We start from the raw sequence: 20494 nt of genomic DNA on the forward strand, positions 1-20494 counted from the left end.
ACCAGCGCCAATGGCCGGCCAGGCGTTCAGCCTGCATCCTGTCCAGACAAGAGGATTTACCGTGGAGCCTGTCCGATTGGGTCTCGTGGGCATCGGCAAGATCGCCAGGGACCAGCATCTGCCCGCCATCGCCGCCGACCGCCGCTTCCGCCTTGCCGCCACTGCCAGTCGTCAGGGCCGCGTGGAGGGGATCGACGGCTATCATGACATTGAGGATATGATCGGAGCCTGCCGACTGGACGCGGTTTCACTCTGCACGCCGCCGGATGGGCGCTACGCACAGGCGCTGACCGCCATGGAAGCCGGGCTGCATGTCATGCTGGAAAAGCCGCCGACAGTGACGCTTTCGCATATCGCGGCACTGACGCAGGCCGCGCACGGCGCAGGCGTGACGCTCTTTGCAACCTGGCACTCGCGCGAGGCGGCGGGTGTGGCTCCAGCGCGCGCGTGGCTTGCCGATAAACGCATTCTCGCCGTCCGGATCGACTGGCGCGAAGACATCCGCCGCTGGCATCCGGATCAGGAATGGATCCTCGGTTCGGGGGGCTTTGGCGTATTCGACCCCGGCATCAACGCCCTGTCGATTGCGACCGAGATCCTGCCGCACGAACTGCTGCTTGAGCAGGCCAGCTTGGATGTGCCGGCAGGACGCATGTCTCCCATCGCCGCCGAGCTCAGGATGCGCTGCGGCGATGCCGCAGTGCACGCAATATTCGACTTTCTCGAAACCGGCCCGCAGATTTGGTCCATAGAAGTCGATACCGACGCCGGCACCCTGCGCCTCGCCATGGGCGGCAGCATATTGCAACTTCCCGGCGAACCGGAGAGCATTGCGGCGGACCGGGAATATGCACGCCTCTACGCCCGGTTCGCGGAGTTGATCGCAGCGGGGCAAAGCGATGTGGATATAAGGCCGCTACGGCTTGTCTCCGACGCCTTCCTGATTGCGGAGCGGCGGATCACCGAAGCCTTCGCATTCTAATGGCTGCCTATCTATCGGGATTATCGTAAAGAGGTCTCTCGCATTTGGGGGGTGTGGTCTGGATAGCTGCCCCTGCGGACCTGAAGATCAAAAACGGTTCCTTGTATGGCGGAGATGGGTCGATTTAGGTCGCGTCAACCATCGGCTGTGGGACGATGCAGCGCAGGTCGCCGGCATGCCGGCGGGGGCCGGGGCTCGGGCGGGAGACCGGATCGCGCTCATGCTGCCGAGCGGACTCGACTTCATGCGCGCCTGGGCGGGTATAGGCCGGCTGGGGAATGCGGGCGGGACAGCGACCGCCTGCGTTGGCGATGTCACGGCCGATGACTTCGGCGAGCGCTTCGTCCGCACGGCTCTCGAGACGTTCGGTGGGCTCGACATCATCGTCAGCAATGCCGGCTACACGCGCGACGGCGTCATCCAGAAGCAGACGGACGAGCAGTTCCAGGCAATGCTCGACGTGCACGTTTCGGCCCCGTTTCGCATCCTGCGCGCAGCTGCCGAGCCTCTGCGAACGATGGCCCGAAAAGAAGCCGCCGAAGGCCGCGAGGTTATCCGCAAGGTCGTCAACATATCGTCCATGGCCGGCACCCACGGCAATGCCGGACAGATCAACTACTCCGCGGCCAAATCCACCCTGCTGGGCATGACCAAGACTCTGTCCAAGGAATGGGGGCGCCTGAAAGTCTGCGTGAATTGCGTGGCCTTCGGCATCATCGACACGCGGTTGACGCAGCCCATTTCGGGGTCGGAGGCATCCATCCCGATCGGGGGGCAGCCCCTGCACACCGGTATTCCTTCCGCAGTACGGGACGCCCTGCTGGACAGCGTGCCGTTGGGACGGGCGGGGACGGCGCGGGAGGCCGCGGACAGCATCTACCTGCTGTGCGTTCCCGAGAGCGATTACATCAGCGGGCAGGTCCTGGTCGTCTCAGGTGGTCTCAGCTTGTAGAAATGCCTCGCATTTGCCTGATCCGGAGACCGGAATCTGTTCGGTGACGGGAGGCATGGCTGCTGTCGGCCCACTGCGAATGCGTTGTCACCGGATGCATGTCTGGCGTTCGACGCCATGCCTGAAACCTTGGCCGAACTGGCGGGCCGAGAGAGATCGGCCGACATGATCGACAGCACCGTCGTCCGGGCCATCACTGCGCCGTCGGCATAAGAAGGGACGCGAGCGACCGAGGCATTGAGGCAGGTCAAATTGCCGGTTGCGCAGGATCAATGCCGGGTCCGTTCGGGCGCGGCAGAAGGGCGGCACCGACAAACAGGGATGGAGATCAAGGACATGACCATCAAGACGATCCTGCTGGGGGCGGCTGCCGGCTGCGCCGTTCTGGCCGCGCCGGCGCAGGCGGCGCAGGGCGATGTGCTGGTGCGGCTGCGCGGCATCATGGTCGCGCCCAACGAGAAGAGCGGGAGCGTGCTGCCCGCCTTTCCGAGCGAGAAGGTGAAGGTCGACAACAGCGTGATGCCGGAAGTGGACGTCACCTATATGGCGACCGACCATATCGGTTTCGAGCTGATCGCCGCGACCACCAAGCATAGCGCGAGCGGGCGGACCGGCACGACCGGGGGCATCGGCAGGCTTGCGTCGACCTGGGTGCTGCCGCCGACGCTGACGGCGCAATATCATTTCCTGCCCGAAGGGAAGATCCGGCCCTATGTCGGGGCGGGGGTGAATTATACGCTATTCTATAATGAGAAGGCGTCGAACGCGCTGGAGGGCGCTGTGGGCGCGACCAAGGTGCATATGTCCGACAGCTTCGGCTGGGCGGGGCAGGTCGGCGTCGACATCGACCTTAACGAGCGGGTGTTCCTGAATCTGGACCTCAAATATATCGACATCGATACGACGGCGCGGCTGTCGACTGCTGCTGCCGGGGTGCAGAAGGTGAAGCTGGAGCTTGATCCCTTTGTCTTCGGCGTGGGTGTGGGGATGAAGTTCTGATGGGAAGGGGTGGCGGCTTTTGGCCAATTCAGGACATTCCCCTCCCGTAAACGGGAGGGGTTAGGGGTGGGCGCGAGCGCAGCGAGCTTCCAGCTTAGCCGTTGAAAATTCACGCTGATGTCGCGCCAGCCCACCCCCTAGCCCCCTCCCGCCTGCGGGAGGGGGAATGTCCGCAATCCACCCACTTTCGCCTCTTAGGGACAATTACGGATAGGTTGCGGCGCGCGGTGGCGGCATGGATCGGCGCATGGATATGCGATTTGATCTGGCGCAAAAGGCGCAGGACGATGGGGCCTTCGTCATGGCGGCGACGCCGCCGGCCAAGGGCTGCGGTGGGCAATATTGCGAACGGTGCGAGGTGCGCGATCAGGCGATCTGCGCCGATCTCGACGAAAAGCAGCGCGTGGCGCTGAACCGGATCGGGCGGCGGGTGTCGTTGCAGGCCGGGCAGACCGTGATGTGGGAAGGCGACAGTTCGACGCTGGTCGCCAATGTGATCGAGGGGACGCTGAAGCTGTCCACCTCCACCGGCGACGGGCGCGAGCAGATCGTCGGCGTCGTCTATGCATCGGATTTCATCGGCCGCCCCTTCGGCGCGCGCACGCCGCACAGCGTCACCGCGCTGACCGATGCGCGGCTGTGCCTTTATCCGCGGGGGGCGTTCGACGGCTTTGCGCGGGAGCATCCGGCGCTGGAGCACCGGCTGTTGCAGCGGACGCTGGACGATCTGGACCGGACGCGGGCGTGGATGCTGCTGTTGGGGCGGAAGAATGCGCGGGAGAAGGTCGCGACCCTGCTGCTCGACATGCACCGGCGGTTGCGGGCGGACGGGGCCGGGGTGATCGAACTGCCCTTGTCGCGGCAGCAGATCGCGGATGTGCTGGGGCTGACCATCGAGACGGTGTCGCGCCAGATCGGCGATCTGAAGCGGATGGGCGTGATCGCGCTCGCCGGGCGGCGCGGGGTGCGGATCGTGGATGCCGGGCGGCTGGAGGGGATGGCCGAGGGGGAGTGAGGGGTGGTTGGCCCCTTGCAGACGTTTTCTCCCCTCCCGTAAACGGGAGGGGCCGGGGGCGGGCCGCCGCGTTAGCGGCGTCTTCCCTCACCGATAGCGCAGAGGCTCGCTTCGCTCGCGCCCACCCCCTAGCCCCCTCCCGCCTGCGGGAGGGGGAATGTCCGCTTCCCACCCGATACGGACATTCCCCTACATACCTGCGGCGCGGGCTTTGACAGAGGTCAATGCATAAGGGCGGCTCCCGGACGAAGGACGCCGCAAAGCCTTTGACGGGGAAATCCTATGGAGCAACTGGTTTGGAAGACGGGCGGCTGGTTCGCGCTCGCGACGCTGGCCTTTCTGGCGGCGCTGGCGGCGGCGGACTTCGGCTTTGCCGTGCATATGGGGATCGTCTGCGCGGCCGCGCTGGCCGTCGCCGTGCTGACGATGCGGCACGCCGATTATGAGGCGATCACCCGCGGGCTGCTGAAGATGCCCGCATCCCAGGGGAAATATGACGACGACCCGATCCGCTGGGGCGTGATCGCGACCGTCTTCTGGGGGCTGGCGGGCTTTCTGGCGGGGTTGTACATCGCGCTTCAACTGGCCTTTCCGGCGCTCAACCTGGGGATTGAATATACCAGTTTCGGGCGGCTGCGGCCGCTGCATACCTCCGCCGTGATCTTCGCCTTCGGGGGCAATGCGCTGATCGCAACCAGCTTCTACGTGGTGCAGCGGACGTGCCGGGCGCGGCTGGCCTTTCCGGCGCTCGCCCGGTTCGTCTTCTGGGGCTATCAGCTTTTCATCGTGCTGGCGGCGACCGGCTATCTGCTGGGCATCACCGAGGGCAAGGAATATGCGGAGCCGGAATGGTATGTCGACCTGTGGCTGACCATCGTCTGGGTCGCCTATCTGGTTGTGTTCGGCGGCACCATCCTGCGCCGCAGCGAGCCGCATATCTATGTGGCGAACTGGTTTTACCTGAGCTTCATCCTGACGATCGCGATGCTGCACATCGTCAACAATCTTTCCATGCCGGTGAGCTGGCTCGGGTCCAAGAGCTACAGCGCTTTCGCGGGCGTGCAGGATGCGCTGACCCAATGGTGGTACGGGCATAATGCGGTCGGTTTCTTCCTGACCGCCGGTTTCCTGGCCATGATGTATTATTTCGTGCCCAAGCAGGCGGAACGGCCGGTCTATAGTTATAGGCTTTCCATCATCCATTTCTGGTCGCTGATCTTCCTCTATATCTGGGCGGGTCCGCACCATCTTCATTATACCGCGTTGCCCGACTGGGCGCAGACTTTGGGCATGGTCTTTTCGGTCATGCTGTGGATGCCGAGCTGGGGCGGGATGATCAATGGCCTCATGACGCTGAACGGCGCATGGGACCGCATTCGCACCGATCCGATCATCCGCATGATGGTGATGGCGCTGGCCTTCTACGGCATGTCTACCTTCGAAGGTCCGATGATGTCGGTGAAGGCGGTCAACAGTCTCTCCCACTATACCGACTGGACCATCGGCCATGTGCATAGTGGTGCGCTGGGCTGGAATGGCCTCATCACTTTCGCCTGCCTCTATTATCTGACGCCAAGACTGTGGAAGCGGGAGCGGCTGTACAGTCTTCGGTTGGTGAACTGGCACTTCTGGCTGGCGACGGTGGGCATCGTCCTCTACGCGGCGTCGATGTGGGTCGCTGGCATCATGCAGGGGTTGATGTGGCGCGAATATGGCAGCGACGGTTATCTGGTCTACGCCTTCTCCGAAGTGGTGAGCGCCATGTTCCCCATGTACCTGATCCGGGCGGCGGGAGGTCTTCTGTACCTGAGCGGCGCGATCGTCATGGCCTGGAACATCGGCAAGACCATCGCGGGCAGTCCGTTGCGTGTGGAGAAGCCGATGAACGATGCGGCTTATGATGCTGCGGCGGACAGACCATTGGTGCCCGCGGCGACCTGAAACCCCTCTCCGTTCGGGCTGGGCCTGCTCTTCAATAAGAAGAAAAGCCCCCTTCGACTGCCTGCAAGGCAGGCGCTCAGGACAGGCTTCGACAGGCTCAGGGCGAACGGGGGTTGGAAGTTTCCCTCGATTTGAGGACTTTGAGAATGGCAACCAAGACCAAGGGTAAATTCTTCGATCATGGCAGGCTGGAGCGGAATGTTTCGCTGCTGGGCATCGCCGCCCTGATTACAGTCGCCATCGGCGGCATTGTGGAGATCGCGCCGCTTTTCTGGATCGACAATACGATCGAGAAAGTGGAGGGCGTGCGTCCCTATACGCCGCTGGAGCTGGCGGGGCGGAACATCTACATACGCGAAGGCTGCTATAATTGTCATAGCCAGATGATCCGGCCCTTCCGGGACGAGACGGAACGCTATGGCCATTACAGCCTTGCCGCCGAGAGCATGTACGATCACCCCTTCCAGTGGGGGTCGAAGCGGACCGGGCCGGATCTGGCGCGGGTGGGCGGCCGCTATTCGGACGAATGGCATGTCCAGCATCTGAAGGACCCACGCGCCGTGGTGCCGGAATCGATCATGCCCGGCTATGCCTTCCTGGCGGAGCGGGAATTGAAGCTGCCCGACATGCGCAAGGACCTGACGGCGCTCAATGATGTCGGCGTTCCCTATACGAAGGACGACATCGCCAGGGCGAATGACGACCTGAAGGCGCAGGCCGATCCGGATGCGGACAGCAGCGACCTGCTGAAACGCTATCCCAAGGCGCAGGCGCGCGATTTCGACGGCGATCCGGGCAAGCTGACCGAGATGGACGCGCTGGTCGCCTATCTCCAGATGCTGGGCACGCTGGTCGATGTGGACAGCGCGAAACCGCAGGAGGTCGACAGATGAGCTACGACGCCTTGCGGCATTTTGCCGATAGCTGGGGGCTGGTCTTCATGGGGGTGCTCTATGTGGCCCTCATCGGCTGGCACTTCCTGCCCCATGGGCGGCAACGCAGCGCGGAGGCCGCGCTCGCCATTTTCGACGATCAGACGGAGGCCGGGCATGGCTGACGACAAGCGCATCGATCCCGCCACCGGGACGGAGATCAAGCATCATGAATGGGACGGCATCCAGGAACTGGACACGCCTTTGCCGCGCTGGTGGCTGTGGACCTTCTACGCGACGATCCTGTTCGCTATCGGTTATATGATCGCCTATCCGGCTATCCCAATGATCGACCGGGCGACCGGAGGCATGCTGGGCTGGTCGAGCCGGGGGGCGCTGGACAGGGAATTGGCGGCGCGGGAAAGGCAGATTGCGCCGATCCGCCGGGCGATTGCGGAGACGCCGATTACGGCGCTGCCGGGGCGGCCGGAAATGATGCAGCAGGCGGTCGAGGGCGGGCGCGCGGCGTTCCGGGTGCATTGCGTCCAATGCCATGGGTCGGGGGCGGCGGGGTCCAGGGGTTATCCCAACCTCAATGACGACGACTGGCTGTGGGGCGGCGATCTGGCGACGATCGAGAAGACGATCACCGATGGCGTCCGCAATCCCGATCATGATGCGACCCGCCAGTCGCTGATGCCGGCCTTCGGCAAGGACCAGTTGCTGACGGCGGCGCAGGTGGACGATGTGGTGGCGCATGTCCGGGCGATCAGCGGGCAGGACCGTCCGAGCGCGGCTTCGCGGCGCGGGGACAAGGTCTTTGCCGATAATTGCGCGGTCTGCCATGGCCCGGCGGGCAAGGGCAACCGGGAGCTGGGCGCGCCCAATCTGACCGATGCGATCTGGCTTTACGGGGGCGATGCGGGGACCATCCGCGAGACCGTCTGGAACAGCCGCCATGGCGTGATGCCGCGCTGGGACGACAAGCTGGACAAGGCGACCATCCGGATGCTGGCGGCCTATGTGCACAGCCTGGGCGGGGGTGAGGCGGCCCCTCCCGCTGGTGCGGGGGCAGGTCGATAAGCCATGTTCATGTCCGGCTCCGCCTCGCTCTATGAGAAGCGCAAGGGCGTCTATCCCAAGGCGGTGGACGGCTTCTACCGCCGCCTGAAATGGGCGATCATGGCGGTGACGCTGACCATCTACTGGGGCACGCCCTGGCTGCGCTGGGACCGCGGGCCTTATGCGCCGGATCAGGCGGTGCTGGTCGATCTGGCCCATCGGCGCTTCTACATGTTCTCCATCGAGATATGGCCGCAGGAATTTTATTATGTCGCGGGCCTGCTGATCATGGCGGGGATCGGGCTGTTCCTCGTCACGTCGGCGGTGGGTCGGGCCTGGTGCGGCTATGCCTGTCCGCAGACGGTCTGGACCGACCTCTACCAGCATGTCGAGCGTTTCGTGGACGGCGACCGCAATGCGCAGTTGCGGCTCGCCAAGGCGCCATGGGGGGCGGTGAAGATCGCCCGGCGGCTTTTCAAATGGTCGGTCTGGCTGGGGATCGCTTTCGTCACCGGGGGCGCGTGGATATTCTATTTCGCGGACGCCCCGACGCTGCAACGGGAGTTCTGGAGCGGGACCGCCGCGTGGCAAGCCTATGCGACGACTTTCGTGCTGACCGCGACGACCTTCGTGCTGGGCGGGTTCATGCGGGAGCAGGTGTGCATCTATATGTGCCCCTGGCCGCGCATCCAGACCGCGATGCTGGACGAGAAGTCACTGATCGTCACCTACAAGCATTGGCGCGGGGAGAAGCGCGGGAGCCTGAAGAAGGCCCAGGCGCATCCGGGCGCGTTTGGCGACTGCGTGGATTGCAACCAGTGCGTCGCGGTCTGCCCGACCGGCATCGACATTCGCGAAGGGCCGCAGATCGGCTGCATCACCTGCGCGCTCTGCATCGACGCCTGCGACAAGGTGATGGCGCAGGTCGGGCGGCCACGCGGTCTGATCGATTATTGCACGCAGGACGATGCGGAGGCGGAGCAGAAGGGCGCGGCGCCGCGACCGGTGCTGAAGACTCTGCTGCGGCCGCGCACCATCGCCTATTTCGCGGTCTGGGCGGGGATCGGCGCGGCCATGCTGTTCGCGCTGGGCGCGCGCGAGCGGCTGGAGATCAGCGCGCAGCAGGACCGCAATCCGATCTTCGTGCGCCTGTCCGATGGCGCGATCCGCAACGCCTATACGGTCAAGCTGCGCAATATGCAGGCGCGGCCCCGACCGATGGAGGTGGGCCTCACTGGCCTGCCCGGCGGCCGGATGTGGACCGATGCGGGGTCGCGGGAGAATGCCGCCGCGACGGTGCGGACGACCGTGCCCGCCGACAGCGTGGCGAAGCTGCGCATCTTCCTGACGCTGCCGTCCGGCGGCCCGGCGCGGCAGGATTTCCGCTTCACCGTGCGCGCCATCGATCGCGAAGGCGGCAGCGCCAGCGAACCCGCCCGATTTGAAAGGCCCTGAAGCATGACCCCTGCTCCATCCCCCATGCGCCGCTTCACCGGCTGGCACATGACGGCGATATTGGCGGCGTTCTTCGCCGTGGTGATCGCGGTCAACATGCTGATGGCGACCGTTGCGGTGCGGTCCTTCGGCGGCACGGTGGTCGAGAACAGCTATGTCGCCAGCCAGAAATTCAATGGCTGGCTGGCGGAGGCGCGGGCGCAGAAGCGGCTGGGATGGCGGGACAGGGTGACGCTGGATACTGCGCGGCATGTCGGCTTGGCCCTTACCGACGCCAGGGGCGCGCCAGTGGCGGGCGGCCAGGTGACGGCGGTGGCGCAGCATCCGCTGGGGCGGACGCCGGACCTGTCGCTGGTCTTTCGCGAGACCGCGCCGGGCGTCTATGCCAGCGACCGGGCCTTGCCGAAGGGGCGCTGGCAGGTCCGCTTCGACCTTCGTCTTGCCGGGCGCGAGGAGCATCTGTTGAGGGAGGTCGACTGATGGCCACGAAGGCGCTGATCCCCGATCCGGTGGCGGAAGAGACGGTCGAAAGCCTGTTCGCCGTCCCCGGCATCCATTGCGTCGGCTGCATCGCCAGGATCGAGGAGGGGCTTCCCCGCCAGCCCGGCATAGTGTCGGCGCGGGTCAATATGGGCGCGAAGCGGGTCGCCATCCGGCACGATCCGGCGCTGACCCCGCCCGACCTGCGCGCCGCCATCGCCGCTTTGGGATTCGAGGCGGAGCCGCTGGCCGATGCGGGGCTGGATGTCGCGGCGGCCGAAAGCCGGCGGCTGACGCGGGCGCTGGTGGTGGCGGGCTTCGCGGCGATGAACATCATGCTGCTGTCGGTGTCTGTCTGGTCCGGGGCGGCGGGGGCTACGCGGGAGATGTTCCACTGGCTCTCCGCGTTGATCGCCCTGCCGACGGTGGCCTATGCGGGCCAGCCCTTCTTCCGTTCGGCCTGGGCGGCGTTGCGGCAGGGGCGGACCAATATGGACGTGCCGATCAGCATCGGCGTGCTGCTGACGACCGGAATGAGTCTTTACGAGACGGTGACTGGCGGGGCGCATGCCTGGTTCGACGGGGCGGTGATGCTGCTGTTCTTCCTGCTGGCGGGGCGTTCGCTCGACAGCATGATGCGTGGGCGGGCGCGGGCGGGGGTGGCGGCGCTGCTGAAGCAGACCGCGCCGGGGGCGCTGGTGCTGGAGGCGAACGGGAGCAGCCGTTGGACGCGGGCCGACGCTCTGCGCCCCGGCATGACGATATTGGTGGCGGCAGGCGAAAGGCTGGCCGCCGACGGGCGTGTCGTGGAGGGCGAAAGCGGGCTCGACATCGCCTTTCTGACCGGGGAAAGCGCGCCGGTGCGGGTGCATCCCGGCGACGATGTGCAGGCGGGCTCGCTCAACATCGACGGGCCGATCCGGGTGGAGGTGACGGCGGCGGGGGCCGACACCGTCATTGCCGACATCGCCCGGCTGATGGAGGAGGCGGGGCAGGGCAAGTCGCGCTATGTGCGGCTGGCCGACCGGGCGGCGCGGCTCTATGCGCCCTGCGTCCATCTGCTGGCGGCGCTGTCCTTCGCGGGGTGGATGATCGCCGGGGCGGGGGTGCATCAGGCGTTGCTGATCGCGGTGGCGGTGTTGCTGATCACCTGTCCTTGCGCCTTGGGGCTGGCGGTGCCCGCGGCGCAGATCGTCGCCTGCGGCGCGTTGATGCGGCGGGGCGTGCTGGTCAAGGACGGGTCGGCGCTGGAACGGCTGGCGGAGGTCAGCGAAGCGGTGTTCGACAAGACCGGCACGCTGACGCTGGGCCGTCCGGTGCCGCAGGGCTTGCGCCGTCTGTGGCGCGACGACCGGTCGATCCTGCTGTCCCTGTCGCGGGCGTCTCGCCATCCGCTGAGCGTCGCCTTGCGGCAGGCGCTGGAGGCGCGGGGGGCGACGCCCGCCGCGCTCGACAATGTACGCGAAGTGGCGGGGGAGGGCGTGTTCGCGGACTATGAAGGCGTGGCCGTGTCGCTGGCGCGTCCGCGCAGCCTGATCAACCTGTTCGGGCTGGCGGCGGAATATCGGCGCGGGGATCAGGCCTTGCTGCTGGGCTTCACCGACGCGTTGCGGCCCGATGCGGCGGAAACGCTGGACGTGCTGCGCGGCATGGGGATGAAGATATTGATCGCCAGCGGCGACCGGCCCGAAGCGCTGGAGGAGATTGCCCGCGAAACCCGCACTACCGCCATCGGCCATCTGCGCCCCGCCGACAAGCTGGCGCTGATCGACCGGCTGAAGGCCAGGGGCGAGAAGGTGCTGATGATCGGGGACGGGCTGAACGACGGCCCGGCGCTGGCGGCGGGTCATGCCAGCATGGCGCCCGCCTCCGCCAGCGATGCGAGCCAGCTTACCGCCGACGCCGTATTCCTGGGCGACAGGCTGGCGCCAGTGGCGCTGACCGTGCATGCGGCGCGGCGGACGGTCGCGGTGGTGAAGCAGAATTTCGCGCTGGCGATCGGCTATAATGTGCTGGCGGTGCCGCTGGCCATAGCGGGGAGGGTGACGCCGCTGGTCGCGGCTGTGGCGATGTCGACATCCTCGCTGATCGTGATCGCCAATGCCTTGCGCCTGAAAGGAGCCGTGAAATGACCGGTCTCAGCCTGTTGATTCCGATTGCGCTTGGGCTGGGGCTATTGGGCTTGGCGGCCTTTTTCTGGGCGCTGGGCAATGGCCAGTTCGAGGATACGGATGGGGCGGCGGTGCGCATCCTGATCGACGAGGATTGATTGCCGGCGGATTTTTGCCCTTTTTGGGTGGATAAGGTGGACGATTTGACGGGATAATCGCGATTAATAAGGCAGATTGCCTTAACATGGGCCGTTTATAAGTCGGATTGCATGCCATGATTTCCCTATCATGGTGCACATGACAAACCCGCTCCCCTTCACCGATTTCGCCCCCGCCATCCGGCCGCAGTCGCCGCTCCGCCAGGCCATCACCGCCGCCTATCGCCGCGATGAAGCCGCGTGCTTGGCGCCCTTGCTGGAAGCCGCCGCGCTGCCCGACGCCATGCGGCGGGGGGTTCGTGACATGGCGCGCAGGCTGGTGACGGTGCTGCGCGCCAACGGCAAGGGCGGCGGGGTCGAGGCGCTGGTGCAGGAATATTCGCTCTCCAGCCAGGAGGGCGTGGCGCTGATGTGCCTGGCCGAAGCGCTGCTGCGCATTCCCGACGATGCGACCCGCGACGCGCTGATCCGCGACAAGATCGCTGACGGCGACTGGGGCGGGCATCTGGGTGGTGGCAAGTCGCTGTTCGTCAATGCGGCGACGTGGGGACTGGTGGTCACGGGCAAGCTGGTCGGCAGCGTGGACGACCGGGGCCTCGGCGCGGCGCTGACCCGGCTGGTGGCGCGGCTGGGCGAGCCGGTGATCCGGCGCGGCGTCGACCTCGCCATGCGGATGATGGGCGAGCAGTTCGTGACCGGCGAGACCATCGGGGAAGCGCTGAAGCGGGCGCGGACGGAAGAGGCCAAGGGTTTCCAGTACAGCTATGACATGCTGGGGGAGGCGGCGGCGACGGCGGCGGACGCGGCCCGCTATCTGGAGGATTACCGGCAGGCCATCCACGCCATCGGCCGGGCGTCGGACGGGCGCGGCGTCTATGCCGGGCCGGGCATCTCGATCAAGCTGTCGGCGCTGCATCCGCGCTATTCCCGCGCCCAGGCGGAGCGGGTCATGGGGGAATTGCTGCTCCGGGTGAAGGAGCTGGCGCTGCTCGCCAAAAGCTATGACATCGGCCTCAACATCGATGCGGAGGAGGCGGATCGGCTGGAATTGTCGCTCGATCTGCTGGAGAGTCTGGCGCTGGACCCGGAGCTTGCGGGATGGAACGGGCTGGGCTTCGTGGTGCAGGCCTATGGCAAGCGCTGTCCCTTCGTGATTGATTGGATCGTCGATCTGGCCCAGCGCGCCGGGCGGCGGATCATGGTGCGGCTGGTCAAGGGCGCCTATTGGGACGCGGAGATCAAGCGGGCGCAGGTCGATGGGATGGCGGACTTCCCGGTCTATACGCGGAAGGTGCATACGGACGTCGCCTATATCGCCTGCGCGAAGAAGCTGCTGGCGGCGCGTGACCGGGTGTTCCCGCAATTCGCGACGCATAATGCGCAGACGCTGGCGACGGTCCATCATCTGGCGGGGCCGGGTTTCACGCTGGGCGACTATGAGTTTCAGTGCCTGCACGGCATGGGTGAGCCGCTCTATGAGCAGGTGGTGGGGAAGGGGAATCTGGACCGTCCCTGCCGCATCTATGCGCCGGTCGGCACGCATGAGACGCTGCTGGCCTATCTGGTGCGGCGGCTGCTGGAAAATGGCGCGAACAGCTCCTTCGTGCACCGTATTGCAGATCCGGCGGTGCCGGTGGAGGAGATGATCGCGGACCCGGTCGAGCAGGTGCTGGCGATGCCGCATCCGGGCGCGCGGCATGCGGAGATCGCGCTGCCGTCCGGACTGTATCCGGATCGGCGCAATTCGGACGGGATCGACCTGAGCGACGAGAATGCGCTGGCGATGCTGGCGCAGGCGTTGGCCGAAAGCGCGCAAATCAATTGGACGGCGGCGCCGGAAGGCGAGGAAGGCACGGCGCGGCTGGTGCTGAACCCCGCCAATCGGCGCGATGTCGTGGGGACGGTGTTCGAGGCGTCGGCGGACCATGCGCGGGCGGCGGTCCTGCGCGCGGAGGGAAGCGGCTGGGCGCAGGTGCCGGTCGCCGAGCGCGCCGCGATGCTGAAGCTGGCCGCCGACGCGATGCAGGCGCGCATGCCGATTCTGCTGGGTCTGATCGTGCGGGAGGCGGGCAAGTCGCTGCCCAACGCCATAGCCGAAGTGCGGGAGGCGATCGATTTCCTGCGCTATTATGCGGCGCAGGCGCGGGCGGCTTTCGGCCCGGCACAGGTGGCCTTGGGGCCGGTCGTGTGCATTTCGCCCTGGAATTTCCCGCTGGCGATCTTCACCGGGCAGGTCGCGGCGGCGCTGGTCGCGGGCAATGCAGTGCTGGCCAAGCCTGCCGAGGAAACCCCGCTGATCGCGGCGGAGGCGGTGCGGCTGCTGCATGAGGCTGGGGTGCCGGGCGATGCGTTGCAGCTTGTGCCCGGCGCTGGGGAGATCGGCGCGGCGCTGGTGGCGGCGCCGCAGACCGCCGGCGTGCTGTTCACCGGATCGACCGAGGTGGCGCGGCTGATCCAGCGGCAATTGGCCGCCCGCCTCTCCGCTTCGGGCAGGCCCATTCCGCTGATCGCGGAGACGGGCGGGCAGAATGCGATGATCGTCGACAGCTCCGCGTTGGCGGAGCAGGTGGTGGCGGATGTCATCGCCTCCGCCTTCGACAGCGCGGGGCAGCGCTGTTCGGCGCTGCGCATCCTCTGCCTGCAGGAGGATGTGGCGGACCGGACGCTGGCGATGCTGAAGGGCGCGCTCCGGGAATTGCGGATCGGGCGGACCGACCGGCTGGCGGTCGACATCGGGCCGGTCATCACGGACGAAGCGAAGGAAGGGATAGAGCGGCATATAGAGGCGATGCGGGCGCTGGGCTGCGCGGTGGAGCAGCAGCCGCTGCCGCAGGAAACCGGGCATGGCAGCTTCGTGCCGCCGACGATCATCGAGATCGACGACATCGCGCAATTGCGGCGCGAGGTGTTCGGGCCGGTGCTGCATGTCATCCGCTTTGCCCGCGCCGGGTTGAACGCGCTGGTCGATGCGATCAACGCGACCGGCTATGGCCTGACCTTCGGCCTGCATACGCGGCTGGACGATACCGTCGCTCAGGTGACGGGGCGGGTGAAGGCGGGCAATCTCTATGTGAACCGCAATGTGATCGGCGCCATCGTGGGCGTACAGCCCTTTGGCGGGCGGGGCCTGTCGGGCACCGGGCCGAAGGCGGGCGGGCCGCTTTATCTGGGGCGGCTGGTGGCGGTGCCGCCGGTCTTTGCCGAGCGGGCCGGTTCGCTCCGGTCGCCGCTCAGCGATTTTGCCGACTGGCTGGCGGCGAAGGGCGAGGCGGAGGCTTCGGCCATGGCGCGGCGCTGTGGCGATGCCTCGGCGCTGGGCGTCGAGATGACCCTGCCGGGGCCGGTGGGGGAGCGCAACCTCTATGCGCTGCATCCGCGAGGACTGATCGGGATGCGGCCCGCGACGCGGCAGGGGTTGTTGCAGCAGATGGCGGCGGTACTGGCGACGGGCAATCGCGGGGTGCTGTGGGACATGGAACTGCCGCTGGGGTTGCCCGCGCATATTGCGGCGCATTTCACGTCGCAGGCGGATGGGCCGCTTGGGGCGGTGCTGGTGGAGGGCGATGCCGCGCGGATCGGTGCGGTGGTTCGGGACGTGGCCGGCTTGCCGGGGCCGGTCGTCAGCGTCCATGCGGCGGGGGCGGATGGGGGATATCCGCTGGACTGGCTGCTGGAGGAGGTGTCGACCTCCATCAACACGACCGCTGCGGGGGGTAATGCCAGCCTGATGATGATCGGGTAAGAGGCTCAAGCGCGCCTTCGCAGGAGCAGGTCACGCTCAGCTTTTCTTCAGCAAGCCCGCGACAACCGGCGCGATCTTGCCGACGATGATGTTCACCCCGGCCGGATTGGGATGGATGGAATCGGCCTGCATCAGCCTGGGATTCCCGATCACGCCGTCGAGGAAGAAGGGGTAGAGCGGCAGGCCGTAATCCTTCGCCAGCCGGGGATAGATGGCGTCGAACTTCGCGCCATAATCCTTGCCCATATTGGGCGCGGCCATCATGCCGGTGAGCAGCACGGGGATCTGCCGCTGCCTGAGCTGGTCCAATATGGCGCGCAGATTCTTCTCGCTGTCCTCCGGCGGCAGGCCGCGCAGCATGTCGTTGCCGCCCAAGTCGAGCAGCAGCAGGTCGGGCTTGCGCGGCAGGCCGTCGAGCGTGAAGGCGAGGCGCTGAATGCCGCCCAGAGAGGTTTCGCCCGAAACCCCGGCATTGCGGACCTGAACCGCCAGCCCCTTTGCCTTCAGCGCCTGTTCGAGGCGGAAGGGGAAGCTTTCATTCTGGGCCACGCCATAGCCGGCATAGAGGCTGTCCCCGAAGGCGAGGACCAGCTTGCCGTCGGCCATCGGGGCAGCGGCGTTCCGGACCTCGGCCGTCGGCGCGGCGCTATTGTCGGCGGCGGGTTCGCCCGAACAGGCGGTGAGCAATTGCACAATCGCCATGGCGCCCACATATATCGACCATCTTCCCGCCTTCATGGGGTTCCTTTCGCTGATGCACGGCTCGTCCTCCCTTGCCCATATTGCGATTGAAGCGCGCAATGTCACCCTTTCGCTTGGCACGCGCGAGGCGCCGACGCTGATTTTGAAGGGCGTCGACCTTTCCATTCCCAGGGGCGAGAGCCTGGCGATCCTCGGGCCGTCGGGATCGGGCAAGTCGTCATTGATGGCGATATTGTCGGGGCTGGAGCGCGCCAGCGGCGGCGAAGTGCGGGTTGCCGGGATCGATTATGGGCCGCTGGACGAGGATGCGCTGGCGCGGGCGAGGCGCGGGCGCGTGGGCATTGTGTTGCAGAGCTTCCACCTGCTGCCCACCATGACGGCGGTGGAGAATGTCGCCGTGCCGCTGGAACTGGCGGGCTTCGGGGATGCCTTCGCGCGCGCGGCGGGCGAGCTGGAGGCGGTGGGACTTGGGCACCGGCTGCACCATTATCCGGCCCAGCTTTCGGGCGGCGAGCAGCAGCGCGTGGCCATCGCCCGCGCCGTCGCGCCGGGGCCGGACATCATCTTCGCGGACGAGCCGACGGGCAATCTGGACGGCGCGACCAGCGGGGCGATCGTCGAACTGCTGTTCGCCCGGCGGGAAGCGAATGGCGCGACATTGGTGATCATCACCCATGATCCCGGACTGGCGGAGCGGTGCGACCGCGTCGTGGAGATGCGCGATGGGCTGATTGTCGCGGACCGGAGGCTGTGACGGGGTCTGAAACTGCGCTGGGCTGGCGCGGCTGCTGGCGGATCGCCCAACGCGACCTGCATCGCGGTTTCCGGGGCTTGCGGCTGCTGTTCATCTGCCTGTTCCTGGGCGTGGCGACGCTGGCGACCATCGGCGGGCTGACCGCCGCGATCACCGGCGAGATTGCGAGCAAGGGGCAGGTGTTGCTGGGCGGCGACGTCGAGGTGGCGATGTCCCAGCGCGAGGCCAGCGCGGCGGAGAAGGCGGCCTTCCGGCGCGAGGGCGTGCTGAGCGAGACGATCAGGCTGCGGGCCATGGCGCAGCGGGTGGGGGAGGGCACCGGACCCTCCGCCGTGCTGACCGAACTCAAGGGCGTGGACGGGGCCTACCCGCTTTATGGCGCGCTGGTGCTGAAAGGCGGGCGGGCCGGGCCGATGCGCACCGACGAGCTGGTCATCGGACAGGCGCTGGCGGACCGGCTGGACGTGAAGCCGGGCGATGGCCTGCGCTATGGCGCGGCGACCTTCCGCATCCGCGACATCATTGCGGAGGAGCCGGACCGGGTGGGGGAGGGCTTCACCCTGGGGCCGGTCGCGCTCACCTCCATGGAGGGTATCAGGCGCAGCGGCCTGATCCAGCCGGGCAGCCTTTATGAGAGCAAATATCGCATCCGCCTGGGCGCGGGCAGGGATGCCGGGGCGGCGGGGGACCGGCTGAAGCGCGCCTTCCCCTCTGCCGGTTTCGAAATCAAGGACCGCGACGGCGCGGCGCCGGGGACCAGCCGTTTCCTGGAGCGGATGGGGCAATTCCTGTCGCTGATCGGCCTCGCGGCGCTCGCCATAGCGGGGATCGGGGTCAGCAACGGGGTAGCCTCCTATCTGGCGATCAAGCGCAACGGCATTGCGACGCTGAAGATATTGGGCGCTTCCTCCGCCGACATCGCCCGCATCTATCTGATGCAGATCGGCGCGGTGGCCGTGCTGGCCATCGGCTGCGGGCTGGCGGCGGGGGTCGTGCTGCCGCTGGGTCTGGTGACGGCGATGCGGGACATATTGCCGGTGCAGCCCGGTTTCGCCATCGCGCCCTGGCCGCTCGTCACCAGCGCGCTTTACGGACTGCTGATCGCCTTCATCTTCACCGTGCCGCCACTGGCGCGGGCACGGACCCTGCCCGCCGCTGCCCTGTTCCGCGAAACGGTGGACCGGCGGCGCGGGGTCGATCGGCTGAGCATGATCGCGGTGGGCGCGGCGGGGGCGGCCGCCGTGGCGCTGGCGCTGGGCACGGCGCGGGAGCCCTGGTTCGCGGCGGCGATGCTGGGCGCGGTCGCGGCCATGCTGGCGCTGCTGACCGGCATCGGCCTATTGGTCCGGCGCGTCGCCCGTCGACTGCCCGCGCCGCGTCGTCCGCTTGCCCGGCTGGCGGTCGCCAATCTCCATCGGCCCGGCGCGCAGACGTCGGCGCTGGTGGTGGCGCTGGGGCTGGGCCTGACGCTGTTCGTGACGCTGGCGGCGATCCAATCGAGCCTCAGCGCCGAAATCCGCAACACCGTGCCCCGCACCGCGCCGGACCAGTTCGTGCTGGACATCCCCATCGCCGCCAGGGACAGGTTCCTTGCGCTGGTCGGCAGGGAGGCGCCGGGGGCCAAGGTCAATATGGTGCCGACCCTGCGCGGGACGATCGTCGCCTATGGCGGGCAGCGGGTGGCGGACCTCAAGGAACTGCCCGAGGGCGCCTGGTTCCTGCGCGGTGAGCGGGGCGTCACCTATAGCGAGGCGCTGCCCGAGGGGTCGGAACTGGTCGAGGGGCAATGGTGGCCCCGCGACTATGCCGGGCCGCCGCTCGTCTCGCTCGACCGCGAGGCGGCGGAGGTGATGGGCGTCGGCATCGGCGACATGCTCACCGTGTCCGTGCTGGGGCGCGAGATCGAGGCGCGCATCGCCTCCCTGCGGCAGGTCAATTGGGAGACGATGGGTTTCAACTACATCATGGTCTTCTCCCCCAACACGCTGCGCAGCGCGCCGCACAGCCTGTCGGCGACGATCACGATGAAGGGCGCGTCGGAAGGGGCGATGACACGCGCGCTGCTGGCGGCCTTCCCCTCCGTCTCGATCATCGCCGTGGGCGAGGTGGTGGCGCAGGTCACGGTGCTGCTGGGGCAGATGTCCACGGCCATCGTGCTGGCGGGATCGGTCGCGATCCTGGCGGGGATCGCGGTGCTGATCGGGGCGATTGCGGCGTCGCGCCAGGCGCGGGCCTATGACAGTGTGATCCTGAAGACGCTGGGCGCGACCCGCTGGCAGATATTGGGCGCGCAGGGCATTGAATATGCGCTGCTGGCCGGTGTGCTGGCGCTGGTGGCGCTTGGCCTTGGCCTTGGCGCGGGCTGGTTCGTGATCGTGCGGATATTCGATTTCCACTGGGCGCCGGACTGGCTGCTCGTACTCTCGACCCTGGGCGCGGGGGCGGTGCTTACACTGGGGATCGGGCTGTTGGGGTCGATCCCGCTGATGTCGGTGCGGCCGGCCCGCGCCTTGCGGGCGTTGTAGGGAGCGGCCCTGTCGCGCAGGGAAGCGGCCGCTACTGCGCGAACAACCGTTTCGGCAGCACGACATGCACGCCCTTGTTGCGGTCGACGAGCCATCGCCCGCAACGCTGCCTCGCCCAGAAAGTCGATCATGTTGCGAAGCGCCTTGCGCGTGGCGTGGCTGTCCATATTACCACGATGGATGGCGGGCGGCGAGGAATCGAACCTGCCGCGTGCGGTCGGCCGCGCCACGCCCATGCTGCCGAAGAAGGGCGCTAACGGTATTTCGATGCCGAGGTTGAAAAGCCCCACCATCCGGTCGCGGTCCAGCGGCACGATCCGGATTCGGGAACAGGGGAAGTTGTCCGTCAGGAAGCGCCCGCTATAGCGGAAGATGTGATGGCGAGCGGGCGGCTCAATTGCCGTTCGTCACCATGGGGGCGCTGAACGGCGCCAATGTCCGGGTGGGGCTGGAGGATTCGCTGTTCGCAGGGAAGGGGAAATTGGCGACATCCAATGCGGAGCAGGTCGCGCTGATCCGGTCCATCCTCGAACTTCTGTCGCTGGAGGTCGCGACGGCGGAGGAGACCCGCGCCATCCTTGACCTCAAGGGCGCCGACAATGTCGCCTTCTAGGCACGGGCCGGCGGGCAAGAGGATGAGGCAAGGACCGCTTGCGCGTTCAGGCAGGCGCCGTCCGGGAATCTACGGATAGGAATGAAGGGCCGGTGAGAGGAACTTCCGGGGGATCGCCACTGAGGCGAACC

17 protein-coding genes are annotated in these 20494 nt (G+C 66.9%); 16 read left to right on the forward strand and 1 reads right to left on the reverse strand.

All coding sequences use genetic code 11. The features are described from left to right. Positions 1 to 10: 10 nt before the first annotated feature. From EGM87_RS18690 to putA, 13 genes are all read left to right on the forward strand, one after another. Positions 11 to 982 carry a Gfo/Idh/MocA family protein gene (locus tag EGM87_RS18690; RefSeq protein WP_137708671.1) on the forward strand — a complete coding sequence of 324 codons (972 nt, stop codon included), beginning with the start codon at positions 11 to 13 and terminating at the stop codon, positions 980 to 982. Between the two features lie 175 nt (positions 983 to 1157). Continuing rightward, the gene (locus EGM87_RS18695; RefSeq protein ID WP_044660964.1) at positions 1158 to 1934 is read left to right on the forward strand and encodes an SDR family NAD(P)-dependent oxidoreductase; all 777 of its coding nucleotides are present in this window, start codon (positions 1158 to 1160) and stop codon (positions 1932 to 1934) included. 336 nt (positions 1935 to 2270) lie between these two features. After that, on the forward strand, positions 2271 to 2933 hold the full coding sequence (locus EGM87_RS18700; RefSeq protein WP_103000786.1) for an OmpW/AlkL family protein: 663 nt from the start codon (positions 2271 to 2273) through the stop codon (positions 2931 to 2933). A gap of 247 nt (positions 2934 to 3180) precedes the next feature. Then, entirely contained in the window at positions 3181 to 3948 is a 768-nt protein-coding gene (locus tag EGM87_RS18705; RefSeq protein WP_137708670.1) for a Crp/Fnr family transcriptional regulator, read from the forward strand. A gap of 282 nt (positions 3949 to 4230) precedes the next feature. Continuing rightward, positions 4231 to 5889, forward strand: a complete 1659-nt coding sequence (gene ccoN, locus EGM87_RS18710) for a cytochrome-c oxidase, cbb3-type subunit I (RefSeq protein WP_103001694.1) — start codon at positions 4231 to 4233, stop codon at positions 5887 to 5889. A gap of 146 nt (positions 5890 to 6035) precedes the next feature. Continuing rightward, on the forward strand, positions 6036 to 6782 hold the full coding sequence (gene ccoO, locus EGM87_RS18715) for a cytochrome-c oxidase, cbb3-type subunit II (protein WP_061940475.1): 747 nt from the start codon (positions 6036 to 6038) through the stop codon (positions 6780 to 6782). After that, positions 6779 to 6946 carry a cbb3-type cytochrome c oxidase subunit 3 gene (locus EGM87_RS18720; RefSeq protein ID WP_025551933.1) on the forward strand — a complete coding sequence of 56 codons (168 nt, stop codon included), beginning with the start codon at positions 6779 to 6781 and terminating at the stop codon, positions 6944 to 6946. Before ccoO ends, EGM87_RS18720 begins: the two co-directional genes overlap by 4 nt. Continuing rightward, the gene (gene ccoP / locus EGM87_RS18725; RefSeq protein WP_103001695.1) at positions 6939 to 7844 is read left to right on the forward strand and encodes a cytochrome-c oxidase, cbb3-type subunit III; all 906 of its coding nucleotides are present in this window, start codon (positions 6939 to 6941) and stop codon (positions 7842 to 7844) included. The genes EGM87_RS18720 and ccoP overlap by 8 nt, the downstream gene beginning before the upstream one ends. A 3-nt stretch (positions 7845 to 7847) precedes the next feature. Continuing rightward, positions 7848 to 9278 carry a cytochrome c oxidase accessory protein CcoG gene (gene ccoG / locus EGM87_RS18730; RefSeq protein WP_137708669.1) on the forward strand — a complete coding sequence of 477 codons (1431 nt, stop codon included), beginning with the start codon at positions 7848 to 7850 and terminating at the stop codon, positions 9276 to 9278. 3 nt (positions 9279 to 9281) lie between these two features. Further along, complete coding sequence (locus EGM87_RS18735) at positions 9282 to 9758, forward strand: FixH family protein (RefSeq protein WP_103001697.1); 477 nt, start codon at positions 9282 to 9284, stop codon at positions 9756 to 9758. Beyond that, the gene (locus EGM87_RS18740) at positions 9758 to 11890 is read left to right on the forward strand and encodes a cation-translocating P-type ATPase (RefSeq protein ID WP_137708668.1); all 2133 of its coding nucleotides are present in this window, start codon (positions 9758 to 9760) and stop codon (positions 11888 to 11890) included. Before EGM87_RS18735 ends, EGM87_RS18740 begins: the two co-directional genes overlap by 1 nt. After that, positions 11887 to 12027, forward strand: a complete 141-nt coding sequence (gene ccoS, locus EGM87_RS18745) for a cbb3-type cytochrome oxidase assembly protein CcoS (protein WP_007688161.1) — start codon at positions 11887 to 11889, stop codon at positions 12025 to 12027. Before EGM87_RS18740 ends, ccoS begins: the two co-directional genes overlap by 4 nt. Positions 12028 to 12166: 139 nt before the next feature. Then, positions 12167 to 15769, forward strand: coding sequence for a trifunctional transcriptional regulator/proline dehydrogenase/L-glutamate gamma-semialdehyde dehydrogenase (gene putA, locus EGM87_RS18750; protein ID WP_137709080.1), 3603 nt, complete (start codon positions 12167 to 12169; stop codon positions 15767 to 15769). A gap of 36 nt (positions 15770 to 15805) precedes the next feature. On the opposite strand, the gene EGM87_RS18755 is transcribed toward putA, so the two are convergent. After that, positions 15806 to 16507: an arylesterase gene (locus tag EGM87_RS18755; protein ID WP_048576781.1), complete on the reverse strand. Its 702-nt coding sequence runs from the start codon at positions 16505 to 16507 to the stop codon at positions 15806 to 15808. Here EGM87_RS18755 and EGM87_RS18760 point away from each other — a divergent pair. From EGM87_RS18760 to EGM87_RS18770, 3 genes are all read left to right on the forward strand, one after another. Then, positions 16506 to 17225, forward strand: a complete 720-nt coding sequence (locus EGM87_RS18760; protein WP_099186658.1) for an ABC transporter ATP-binding protein — start codon at positions 16506 to 16508, stop codon at positions 17223 to 17225. The genes EGM87_RS18755 and EGM87_RS18760 overlap by 2 nt on opposite strands. Then, positions 17222 to 19750 carry an ABC transporter permease gene (locus EGM87_RS18765; protein ID WP_137708667.1) on the forward strand — a complete coding sequence of 843 codons (2529 nt, stop codon included), beginning with the start codon at positions 17222 to 17224 and terminating at the stop codon, positions 19748 to 19750. The genes EGM87_RS18760 and EGM87_RS18765 overlap by 4 nt, the downstream gene beginning before the upstream one ends. Before the next feature lie 397 nt (positions 19751 to 20147). Then, the gene (locus tag EGM87_RS18770) at positions 20148 to 20363 is read left to right on the forward strand and encodes a 3-keto-5-aminohexanoate cleavage protein (protein ID WP_025548736.1); all 216 of its coding nucleotides are present in this window, start codon (positions 20148 to 20150) and stop codon (positions 20361 to 20363) included. Positions 20364 to 20494 lie beyond the last annotated feature (131 nt).

It is taken from the genome of Sphingobium sp. RSMS (assembly GCF_005406185.4).
In the GTDB taxonomy this organism is placed as follows: Bacteria; Pseudomonadota; Alphaproteobacteria; order Sphingomonadales; family Sphingomonadaceae; genus Sphingobium; species Sphingobium fuliginis.

What these genes read in the sequence shown, in the direction of transcription:
- putA (WP_137709080.1), top strand. Translation starts at nt 12,167, where the DNA reads ATGACAAACCCGCTCCCCTTCACCGATTTCGCCCCCGCCATCCGGCCG.
- EGM87_RS18705 (WP_137708670.1), top strand. Translation starts at nt 3,181, where the DNA reads ATGGATATGCGATTTGATCTGGCGCAAAAGGCGCAGGACGATGGGGCC.
- EGM87_RS18755 (WP_048576781.1), bottom strand. Translation starts at nt 16,507, where the DNA reads ATGAAGGCGGGAAGATGGTCGATATATGTGGGCGCCATGGCGATTGTG.
- ccoP (WP_103001695.1), top strand. Translation starts at nt 6,939, where the DNA reads ATGGCTGACGACAAGCGCATCGATCCCGCCACCGGGACGGAGATCAAG.
- EGM87_RS18760 (WP_099186658.1), top strand. Translation starts at nt 16,506, where the DNA reads ATGGGGTTCCTTTCGCTGATGCACGGCTCGTCCTCCCTTGCCCATATT.
- EGM87_RS18740 (WP_137708668.1), top strand. Translation starts at nt 9,758, where the DNA reads ATGGCCACGAAGGCGCTGATCCCCGATCCGGTGGCGGAAGAGACGGTC.
- EGM87_RS18700 (WP_103000786.1), top strand. Translation starts at nt 2,271, where the DNA reads ATGACCATCAAGACGATCCTGCTGGGGGCGGCTGCCGGCTGCGCCGTT.
- EGM87_RS18690 (WP_137708671.1), top strand. Translation starts at nt 11, where the DNA reads ATGGCCGGCCAGGCGTTCAGCCTGCATCCTGTCCAGACAAGAGGATTT.
- EGM87_RS18735 (WP_103001697.1), top strand. Translation starts at nt 9,282, where the DNA reads ATGACCCCTGCTCCATCCCCCATGCGCCGCTTCACCGGCTGGCACATG.
- ccoS (WP_007688161.1), top strand. Translation starts at nt 11,887, where the DNA reads ATGACCGGTCTCAGCCTGTTGATTCCGATTGCGCTTGGGCTGGGGCTA.
- EGM87_RS18695 (WP_044660964.1), top strand. Translation starts at nt 1,158, where the DNA reads ATGCCGGCGGGGGCCGGGGCTCGGGCGGGAGACCGGATCGCGCTCATG.
- ccoN (WP_103001694.1), top strand. Translation starts at nt 4,231, where the DNA reads ATGGAGCAACTGGTTTGGAAGACGGGCGGCTGGTTCGCGCTCGCGACG.
- ccoO (WP_061940475.1), top strand. Translation starts at nt 6,036, where the DNA reads ATGGCAACCAAGACCAAGGGTAAATTCTTCGATCATGGCAGGCTGGAG.
- ccoG (WP_137708669.1), top strand. Translation starts at nt 7,848, where the DNA reads ATGTTCATGTCCGGCTCCGCCTCGCTCTATGAGAAGCGCAAGGGCGTC.
- EGM87_RS18720 (WP_025551933.1), top strand. Translation starts at nt 6,779, where the DNA reads ATGAGCTACGACGCCTTGCGGCATTTTGCCGATAGCTGGGGGCTGGTC.